Raw genomic sequence first — 8,485 nt, 5'->3', positions numbered from 1 at the left:
GCCGCGAAGAATGCTTCGGCACCAACGAACGCGTCCTCACCCAACTACTCCGCACCCGCGGCACCACCATGCTCACCGGAACCCTCACCCCCTGAGCGGCGCCTCTGTCCGGCCGAGCATCCTTTTCTGTCGTCGCGGTGACTCGCGGCGACATCCACGGGGCGAGTGAGTCCACAGCACGCCTCTGACTGGCTCACGCCTTGTTGCCAGTGCGCGGGCTCGTAGCGCGGTCAGGCATGTTTCGCTCAAAAACATTCTTGTAAACAGGCATCCGAAGGGTTGAACTCGACAGGTCACGCTGGCATGCTACGGCTCACACTGTAGTGAACACCACGGTGAAGACCCGAGCTGATCCCACAGGAGGACGCATGAAGATGCCGGACCGCCTCAGCCTGTGGTTTGCGGGTCGCGCTGATGAAGAACCTGCGCTGAAGGCTTGTGGGCGCACGCTGCGGGTTCGTCACCAAGGGTTCTGGGGTGCACGACAGATGACTGGCTTGCTCGTTGCGTGGGGGCACTTCGCTGCGGCGGCGCAAGGTCTGCAAGCGGTGAGTTTGCCGGCCGGCATCGCTCCGGCGGCTCAATCGACTCGCGTGACGGCTACACCTTCTCGCAGCAACCCATGGAGGCACCTGAAATGAGTTCCTACTCGAAGAAGATCGCATTGATTGCGGTCACCCTGGTCGCGACATTGGTCGTGGGCGCGTGCGGCGGGGGGAGTTCGGGCGCGAACTCCAGCTCGAGCGACACGACGCTGACCGTCGGCCTTCCGAGCGAACCGTCCACACTCGACTTCACCAGCAATGGCGACTCTCCGCTCCCGCTTCTCTACAACGTCTACGAGACGCTGGTGAAGGTGAACCAGGACGGTGCCCTGATCCCCTCGCTTGCCAAGTCCTGGGACATCTCGCCCGACCGGAAGACCTACACCTTCCACCTGGTCGACAACGCAACCTTCAGCAACGGTGACCCGTTCACCGCGCAGGACGCGAAGTTCTCCATCGAGCGCGTCAAGACCTGGACGGATTCGTCCAAGGACGCCATGGACGTGGTGCAGAGCGTGACGGCCAACGATGACCACACACTCGTCGTCAACCTCTCCAGGCCGAGCAACGACTGGCTTTTCCGCATGACCACTCGCATCGGCGTCATGTTCACCCCGAACGGAGTCGGCGACCTCGCCAACAACGCGATCGGGACCGGCCCGTACAAGTTCGGCAGCTGGAAGCGCGGTGACTCCATCACGCTGACTCGCAACGACAACTACTGGGGGAACAAGGCCGGTTTCACGAGCATCGTTCTCAAGTTCTTCAAGGACGCCACCTCCGCGAACAACGCCCTCCTCAGCGGCACGATCAATGCCATCGGCCTGATCCAGAGCCCGGACGCCCTCGACCAGTTCAAGAACAATCCGAAGTACCAGATCGTCCAGGGAACCTCGAACCTCGAGGTCTTGCTGGCGATGAACAATTCCCAGGGCCCCATGGCCAACAAGGACATGCGTGAAGCCGTCAAGTACGGCATCAACCACCGGGCTCTGATCGACACCTGTTACGCCGGCTACGGCACCCAGATCGGCAGCATGGTTCCGCCCACAGACCCGTGGTACGAGGACCTCACCGGTCGCTATCCGTACGACCCGGCCAAGGCCAAGCAGCTCCTGGCGGCATCCGGCGAGGCCGATCAGACGATCCAACTCACAGTCCCGACCCTGCCTGCGTACCAGCAGTGCGGTCAGGTTGTGCAGAGCCAGTTGCAACAGCTCGGATTCAAGGTCAACCTCACCCAGTTGGAGTTCCCGGCGGTGTGGTTCCAGAAGGTCTTCACTGATGGTCAGTACGACCTGAACATCACCGGACACATCCAGCCGCGTGACATCTGCTCGGTCTTCGAAGACAAGTCGTATTACACCCACTACGGCAACCCGGCTTTCAAGGCGCTGTGCGACAAGGCCGATGCCGGAACTGCGGACGAGCAGGTTGCGTACATGAAGCAGGCGTCGGAGCTGCTGGTCGACGACGCGGCCGCCGACTGGCTCTGGCTGATGCCGAACCTCATGGTCGCCGACAACGACATCAAGGGCCTGCCGAAGAACAGCGTCACCGAGTCCTTCGACCTGACGGGCGTATCCCGCTCGTAAGTCGAAACGGTTCATGAGACTGTCACACCAGGCGGGGGCGCCTGCGACGCAGGCGCCCCCGGTCACCACGATCGGAGGAGGAGCCTGATGCTGTTGTGGAACCTCGCTCGTCGTACCGGAATCTTCGTGGCAACCCTGCTGGCCAGCTCGATCGTGGTCTTCGGTCTGATGGCCGTATTGCCCGGTGACCCAGCCCGCGTCGCGCTCGGACTGAACGCCACCGACAGTGACGTGGCCCATCTCCGAGAGCAGTTCGGGCTCGACCAATCGCTGCCAGAACGGTATCTCGACTGGCTGCGCGGGCTGATCACGCTGCACCCGGGAACCTCGTATGTCACCCAGACCGCGATTGGTCCTGAGATCGCCACGAGGATTCCGGTGACCCTGATCCTCGTCGGGGCTTCCATGCTCGTGGCGATCGCTGTCGCAATTCCCCTTGGGACCGTCATGGCGTTGCGCCACCGCAGGGCCAGTGGGTTGGCACTGTCCGCGCTGTCGCAGGTCGGCGTTGCCGTACCGACCTTCTTGGCCGGCATCCTGCTGGTCACGCTGTTCGCGGTTCGGCTCGGGTGGCTGCCGTCGAGCGGATGGACATCGCCACAGGACGACTTCGAGATGTTCGCCCGGCAACTCGTTCTGCCGGCACTGGCGCTCGGACTGTGTCAGGGCGCGATCATTGCACGCTACGTGCGGAGCTCGATCCTGGACGTGCTGAGACAGGACTACATCCGAACCGCACGTGCCAAAGGACGGCAGCCCGCCCAGGCCCTGATTCACCATGGGCTGCGTAATGCCGCCGTCCCCGTGGTGACGGCTCTGGCGCTGCAGCTCGTCTACCTGCTGCTCGGCGCAGTCGTGATCGAGCGTGTTTTCGTCATCCCCGGCATTGGCAGTCTGCTCACCGACAGCGTGGGTCTTCGCGACCTGAACGTCGTCCAGGATGTCGTCATGCTCCTTGTCGCCGCCGTTCTTGTGATCAACCTCGTCGTCGACATCCTCTACGTCATCATCGATCCTCGACTCAGGGCGGCATCATGACGGCAACCACGCCCGAAGGGGCCTCTCACCACGACGCGCCGTCGCTGCGCGGTCGCCGCCACCGCCGGCGCTGGAACCCGAACCTGGTGGCCGGCTCCGTGTTCGTGGGACTGATCGTCCTTGCGGCAGCGGTGTCATTCGTATGGACTCCATACGATCCGACGCAGGTCGACACCTCCGCTCGTTTGGTGACCCCGTCGGTCGACCATTGGCTCGGCACCGACAAGTTCGGTCGCGACATCTTCAGCCAGTTGATGGTCGGCGCTCGAACGACGCTCTTCGTCGGCGTGATCTCAGTGGGGCTGGCCGCCTTGGCAGGGGTCCCGCTCGGCATCTTCGCGGGAATGACCTCGCGGCGCTGGGCGGGAGAGGTGACGATGCGATTCAACGATCTGCTGCTCGCGTTCCCGTCGCTCCTGCTTGCGATCATGCTGGCGGCCATCTTCGGCGGTAGCACGCTGGTCGCCATGATCGCGATCGGCATCGGGAGCATCCCCAGCTTCGCTCTGTTGATCCGGGGCGGCACCATGCAGGCGATGAAGTCGGAGTATGTGCTCGCCGCTCGCGTCGTCGGCAGGAGGCCTGTCGCGATCGGAGTTCGCCACATTCTTCCGAACGTTTCGGGCCTGATCATCGTGCAGTCATCGGTTTTGTTCGCGATCGCGATCCTGGGTGAGGCAGCGCTCTCGTTCCTGGGACTCGGCACCCCTCCGCCGACCCCTTCATGGGGCCGGATGCTGCAGGAGAGCCAGACGCTGCTGTGGCAGGCTCCACGACTCGCCTTCATTCCCGGGATCGCGATCGCGCTGGCCGTCCTGGGATTCAACCTGCTCGGCGACGGGCTCCGTGACATCTTCGATCCGCGTTTGGAGGACCGGCGATGAAGTTGCCGACGACGTCCCGCGCCGACTCGGTGGAGAAGGCGATGCCCGACACCAGTGGAGACAGCTCGGAACCCGAGCACCAAAGTCGGAGAGAAGTACTGAACGTAAGAGATCTCAGTGTGCGCACGGACTCCGGCCTGCAACTGCTCGACAACGTGTCTTTCACGCTCGGCGAAGGTGAGCGCGTCGGACTGATCGGCGAGTCGGGATCGGGCAAGTCGTTGACCGCGCTGAGCATCATGGCGCTGCTTCCCGACGGCGTTCAGGCCGGGGGCTCGGTTCAGCTCAGGCGACCGGGCCGTGGCGACGACGTGGCCAAGGAGATGGTCGGCGGACGCGAGCGGGAACTGTCGCAGGTCCGCGGCAAGGACGTCGCGATGGTCTTCCAGGAGCCGATGACCGCCCTCAACCCGACAATGCGAGTGGGCAAGCAAGTGAGTGAGTCGATGTTGATCCACGGCACCCGCCCGGACAGGCGCTCGGCGTATGCAGCGGCCGTCGCGCTTCTCGATGCTGTCGGCATCCCCAACCCGGCGGAGGCCGCGAGGGCCTATCCGCATCACTTCTCGGGTGGCCAGCGGCAGCGAATCGTGCTGGCATTGGCGCTCGCCAACGATCCCGCGCTCCTGGTGTGCGACGAACCGACGACGGCGCTCGACGTCACCGTCCAAGCCCGGGTCGTCAACCTGATCCTGCGCGGCGTCCAGGAACGCAACTCCGCGCTGCTCTTCGTCACCCACGACCTGGCCCTGGTCGCGAGCATCTGCGAACGGGTGATCGTCATGTACGGCGGGCGAATCGTCGAGACCGGACCCGTCCGCGACGTCTTCACTCGCCCGCAGCACCGCTACACCCAAGGCCTGGTCGGAGCATCCGACGTACGGAAAACCGACGAGCGAGGCCGTCTCACGACCATCCCCGGGACGGTGCCGCCGGCAGGACGTTTCCCGGACGGCTGTGTGTTCCGCAATCGGTGCTCGCACGCGACCGCAAGCTGTTCGCAGACACCGGAGTGGACCCCGACCGGGGACGGCAAGGGGCACGCCTGCTTCCATCCGGTCGGCGAGGGGCATCCAACTGCAGAGCGAGGTGCGTGACGTGACCATCGTAGGTTCTGCTGACCAGGTACGCCCTGACCCCGATGCCGCCCTCAGCGTGCGCGGGCTGACCCGCGACTACCACCGCCCGCGGACTTCGCTTTTTCACGCGAGCCCTCCGGTTCATGCGTTGCGAAATGTCAGCTTCGACGTCGCCAAGGGCGAGCGATTCGGGGTTGTCGGCGAGTCGGGTAGCGGCAAGTCCACTCTGTTGCGGATTCTCGCCGGGCTCGACCATGCGACGTCGGGAACAGTCACGGTCAACGGCACCGAGATCACCAATCTCCCCGAGAAGCGCCTCGGCTTCCTGCGTGAGCAGCTTCAGGTCATCTTCCAGGATCCGATGAGCTCTCTCGACCCGCACATGCGGATCGGCGACATCATCGCGGAGCCGTTGGTCGCGACCGCGCACCTCGGAAGCCGCGACCGCGTCGCCGAACTACTCGAGGCGGTGGGGCTGGATGCGAATGCCGTCAACCGCTACCCGCACCAGTTTTCGGGAGGCCAGCGCCAGCGGATCTCGATCGCCCGGGCGCTTGCGCCGAAGCCGCGCATCATCCTTGCCGACGAACCCGTCAGCGCCCTCGATGTCTCGGTTCGCGCGCAGGTCCTCAATCTCCTCGCCGATATCGTGGAGAACCTTTCGCTCACACTCTTCTTCATCTCGCACGACCTCTCGGTCGTTCGGCACGTCTGCGAGCGCGTCGCCGTCATGCATGAAGGCAAGATCGTCGAGATGGGGACCGTCGACGACGTGTACGACTCGCCGCGGGATCCCTACACGCGAGGTCTCATCGCGTCGATTCCGACGCTGGACCGTGCCCTGTCCGGGGCAGTGGCAAGCGGCCTCGGGACAGACGCGCTCTGACTCCTGCGGTCGTGCAGTGGGCCTACCGGCTCAGCGGCCCATCCGGTCCAGCGTCTCCGTCGCCATGTCGGCACACGTCCGGAACCGCCCGCCGAGTTCGATGGCACGGTCCAGGACGCGGTCGAGCATGGCGAGCCGACCCGGGTGCGCGATTTGGTGCGGATGCAAGGTGAGGACATAGGCCCGCTCCGGGTAACGGCCGAGCGCCTCCAGTTCGGTTGTCCAGGTCTCTTCGACCTGCGAAGGAGTCATGCGAACGTCGGAATGCCAACCGAACAGGTCGTCGCACAGCTGCCAGTGGCAGGGAATCTCGACCAAGGGCCGGCCCGACGCAGTGGGATGAAGGTAGGGGCCGTCGTCGTCTTGCATGGCGGAGCCGTAGCGAAAGCCGAACTCGCGGAGCAGTTCGACGGTCGCGTTCGAGTACATGCTGCCCGGTGGTCGATATCCGACGATCCCGGTGCCTGCAACAGCTGTCAGGGCGTCCAAGCCCCGGGAGAGCACCATGCGCTCCTCCGCTGCGTCGACCATGGCCGTGGGGTACTCGTGCAAGTAGCCGTGCAACGCAATCTCGTGACCGTGCTGCGCGGGCGTTCTGACGCTGTCGGGCCACCGCTCGGCGACCCATCCCGGGACGAAGAACGTTGCCGGTATGCCTCGGGCGTCGAGGACTTCCAGCACGCGACCCATGCCCACCTTCGCTCCGAAGGCGCCATGGGACAGGTAGGAAGGGCCGCGATGGACGCCGTTCTCGTGTTGCAGGAACGCCGATTCCGCGTCGTGGTCGAACGTGACGAGTATGTCCACCGGGTGATCCCAGGTCATCAACCCGCTCCCGGTCAGCCCAGCCATGAGGCATAGTGCCGCCGGGCGGCCTCGACCAGCATGCGGCTGCGACGCTCGGCGTCTTCCCGGCCAGGCCACGGACCGGCCATCCGCTCGGCAATCTCGCCGAAGACGTCCTCCTCCGACACGGTACGGACCCGTCCGTTCTCGACGACCACCTCGCCATCGACCAGGACAGTGTGGACGTGCTCGGGCTTGGCACGGTGCACGATTGCGTCCGCGACGGGAACCCGTTCGCTGAGATGCGCACCGGCCAGGCGGTGCGCATCGACCAGCACCAGGTCCGCCCGTGCCCCGGGACGCAAGTTCCCCACAGCGTTACCGAAGGGCGTGGTCCGTGCACCGTTGCCGGTGGCCATCGCGAGAACCTCTCCGGTGGTAGGCACCCGGGTGTCGATCCCGGGCGCTCGATGCACGTTGTAGGCGAGCTTGATCTCCAGGAGCATGTCGCGGTCATCGGCCAAACCCGCCTCGTCGATGCCGAGAGCGACCGGGATTCCGCGCGCAAGATACCGATTGAGGGGAGCGGTGCCACTCTTGAGCCGCAGGTTCGAACTCGGGTTGTGACACAGTGAGACGCCGCGCTCTGCGAGGAGGTCCAGGTCACTGTCGTCGACATGGACACCGTGGCCGATGGTGAGCCGCGGGCCCAGCACGCCCAAGTCGTCGAGATGACCCAGCGTCCCACGCTTGGAGCGACGGAGCCCGTACACCCTTTGATATGCGGTCTCCAGCAGGTGCATGTGCATCGGAACGCCGTCCGCCTCGCTGGCCGCGGTGACCAGCTGGAGCGCCTCGTCGGAACACCAATGCAGGTTCGTGGGCGCCAACTGGATGCGAATCCGTCCGCCCGCCTCGCCGTCCCACCGTTTTCGAAGTTCGTGGTACCCCCTCGCCAACTGCTCCGCAGCCGAAGCCCGGCCCGTGAGCCATGCGGCCAGCTCCTGGTTGTACGGCGCAGGCAGATCGGCAACGATCGATTGCTCGCCGTCGAGAAGAAGGCGGTTCTGGTCGACGATTCCGACGGAGTAACTGACTCGCATTCCGAGGTCGGCGTAGGCACGCAGCACAGCGTCGTCTGCATCGGCCGGCCCTGCTGGATCGTCGCGGACACTGGCGAGGTGTTGCACCGTGGTCACGCCAGAGCGCAAGAGCTCGAGCCCCGACACGAGGGTGTCCAAGTAGGGGTCCACGGGAGCGCACTGCATGAGCATCAGGGTCCACAGTTCAAGGCTCTCCGAGGGAACCCCGAGCTGGGTGGGGGTCAGACCGACGTGATGGTGGCTGTCGACAAGCCCGGGAAGGGCCACGAACCCAGGCCCGCCGAAGGTCGGGACGTAGGGATGCTCGGCGCGCAGCTCCCGGGCAGACCCGACCGCTGCGACCGCGCCGTTGGAGACTAGAACGGCTCCATCGTCGACCACGTCCACCGAGCCGTCTTGGTCCGCCGCGACGACCAGCTTCCCGGCGATGACGATGAGCTCGTTCACGACTGGCCTCCTTCGGCAGTCCGGAAGTCAGGGGGTGAGGGTTCCGGTGAGCATGGTGGTGCCGCGGGTGCGGAGTAGTTGGGTGAGGACGCGTTCGTTGGTGCCGAAGCATTCTTCGCGGC

7 protein-coding genes are annotated in these 8,485 nt (G+C 65.0%); 5 read left to right on the top strand and 2 right to left on the bottom strand.

Features of this window, described 5'->3' with window-relative positions:
- Nucleotides 1-508 precede the first annotated feature (508 nt).
- The 5 genes from LOZ83_RS39605 (at nt 509) to LOZ83_RS39585 (ending at nt 6,027) form a co-directional block, all read left to right on the top strand.
- Nucleotides 509-2,140 (top strand): ABC transporter substrate-binding protein, encoded by a 1,632-nt coding sequence (locus LOZ83_RS39605; RefSeq protein ID WP_308190406.1) that lies wholly within the window; start codon nt 509-511, stop codon nt 2,138-2,140.
- Between the two features lie 90 nt (nt 2,141-2,230).
- On the top strand, nt 2,231-3,178 hold the full coding sequence (locus tag LOZ83_RS39600) for an ABC transporter permease (RefSeq protein WP_236797085.1): 948 nt from the start codon (nt 2,231-2,233) through the stop codon (nt 3,176-3,178).
- Nucleotides 3,175-4,062, top strand: coding sequence for an ABC transporter permease (locus LOZ83_RS39595; protein ID WP_236797082.1), 888 nt, complete (start codon nt 3,175-3,177; stop codon nt 4,060-4,062). Before LOZ83_RS39600 ends, LOZ83_RS39595 begins: the two co-directional genes overlap by 4 nt.
- A gap of 41 nt (nt 4,063-4,103) precedes the next feature.
- Nucleotides 4,104-5,159 (top strand): ABC transporter ATP-binding protein, encoded by a 1,056-nt coding sequence (locus LOZ83_RS39590; protein WP_236797084.1) that lies wholly within the window; start codon nt 4,104-4,106, stop codon nt 5,157-5,159.
- A gap of 1 nt (nt 5,160) precedes the next feature.
- Nucleotides 5,161-6,027, top strand: a complete 867-nt coding sequence (locus LOZ83_RS39585; protein WP_374202775.1) for an ATP-binding cassette domain-containing protein — start codon at nt 5,161-5,163, stop codon at nt 6,025-6,027.
- A 30-nt stretch (nt 6,028-6,057) separates the two neighbouring features.
- Here the strand turns inward: LOZ83_RS39585 and LOZ83_RS39580 are convergent, their stop codons facing one another.
- Both LOZ83_RS39580 and LOZ83_RS39575 read right to left on the bottom strand, forming a co-directional pair.
- Complete coding sequence (locus LOZ83_RS39580; protein WP_236797081.1) at nt 6,058-6,852, bottom strand: polysaccharide deacetylase family protein; 795 nt, start codon at nt 6,850-6,852, stop codon at nt 6,058-6,060.
- Nucleotides 6,853-6,866: 14 nt separating this feature from the next.
- Nucleotides 6,867-8,363, bottom strand: coding sequence for an amidohydrolase family protein (locus LOZ83_RS39575; RefSeq protein ID WP_236797080.1), 1,497 nt, complete (start codon nt 8,361-8,363; stop codon nt 6,867-6,869).
- Between the last annotated feature and the right edge of the window lie 122 nt (nt 8,364-8,485).

It is taken from the genome of Amycolatopsis sp. GM8 (assembly GCF_021653975.1).
Lineage (GTDB): Bacteria > Actinomycetota > Actinomycetes > Mycobacteriales > Pseudonocardiaceae > Amycolatopsis_E.
Note: the sequence above shows the minus strand (reverse complement) of the source record. Positions and strands in the feature narration are given on the sequence as shown.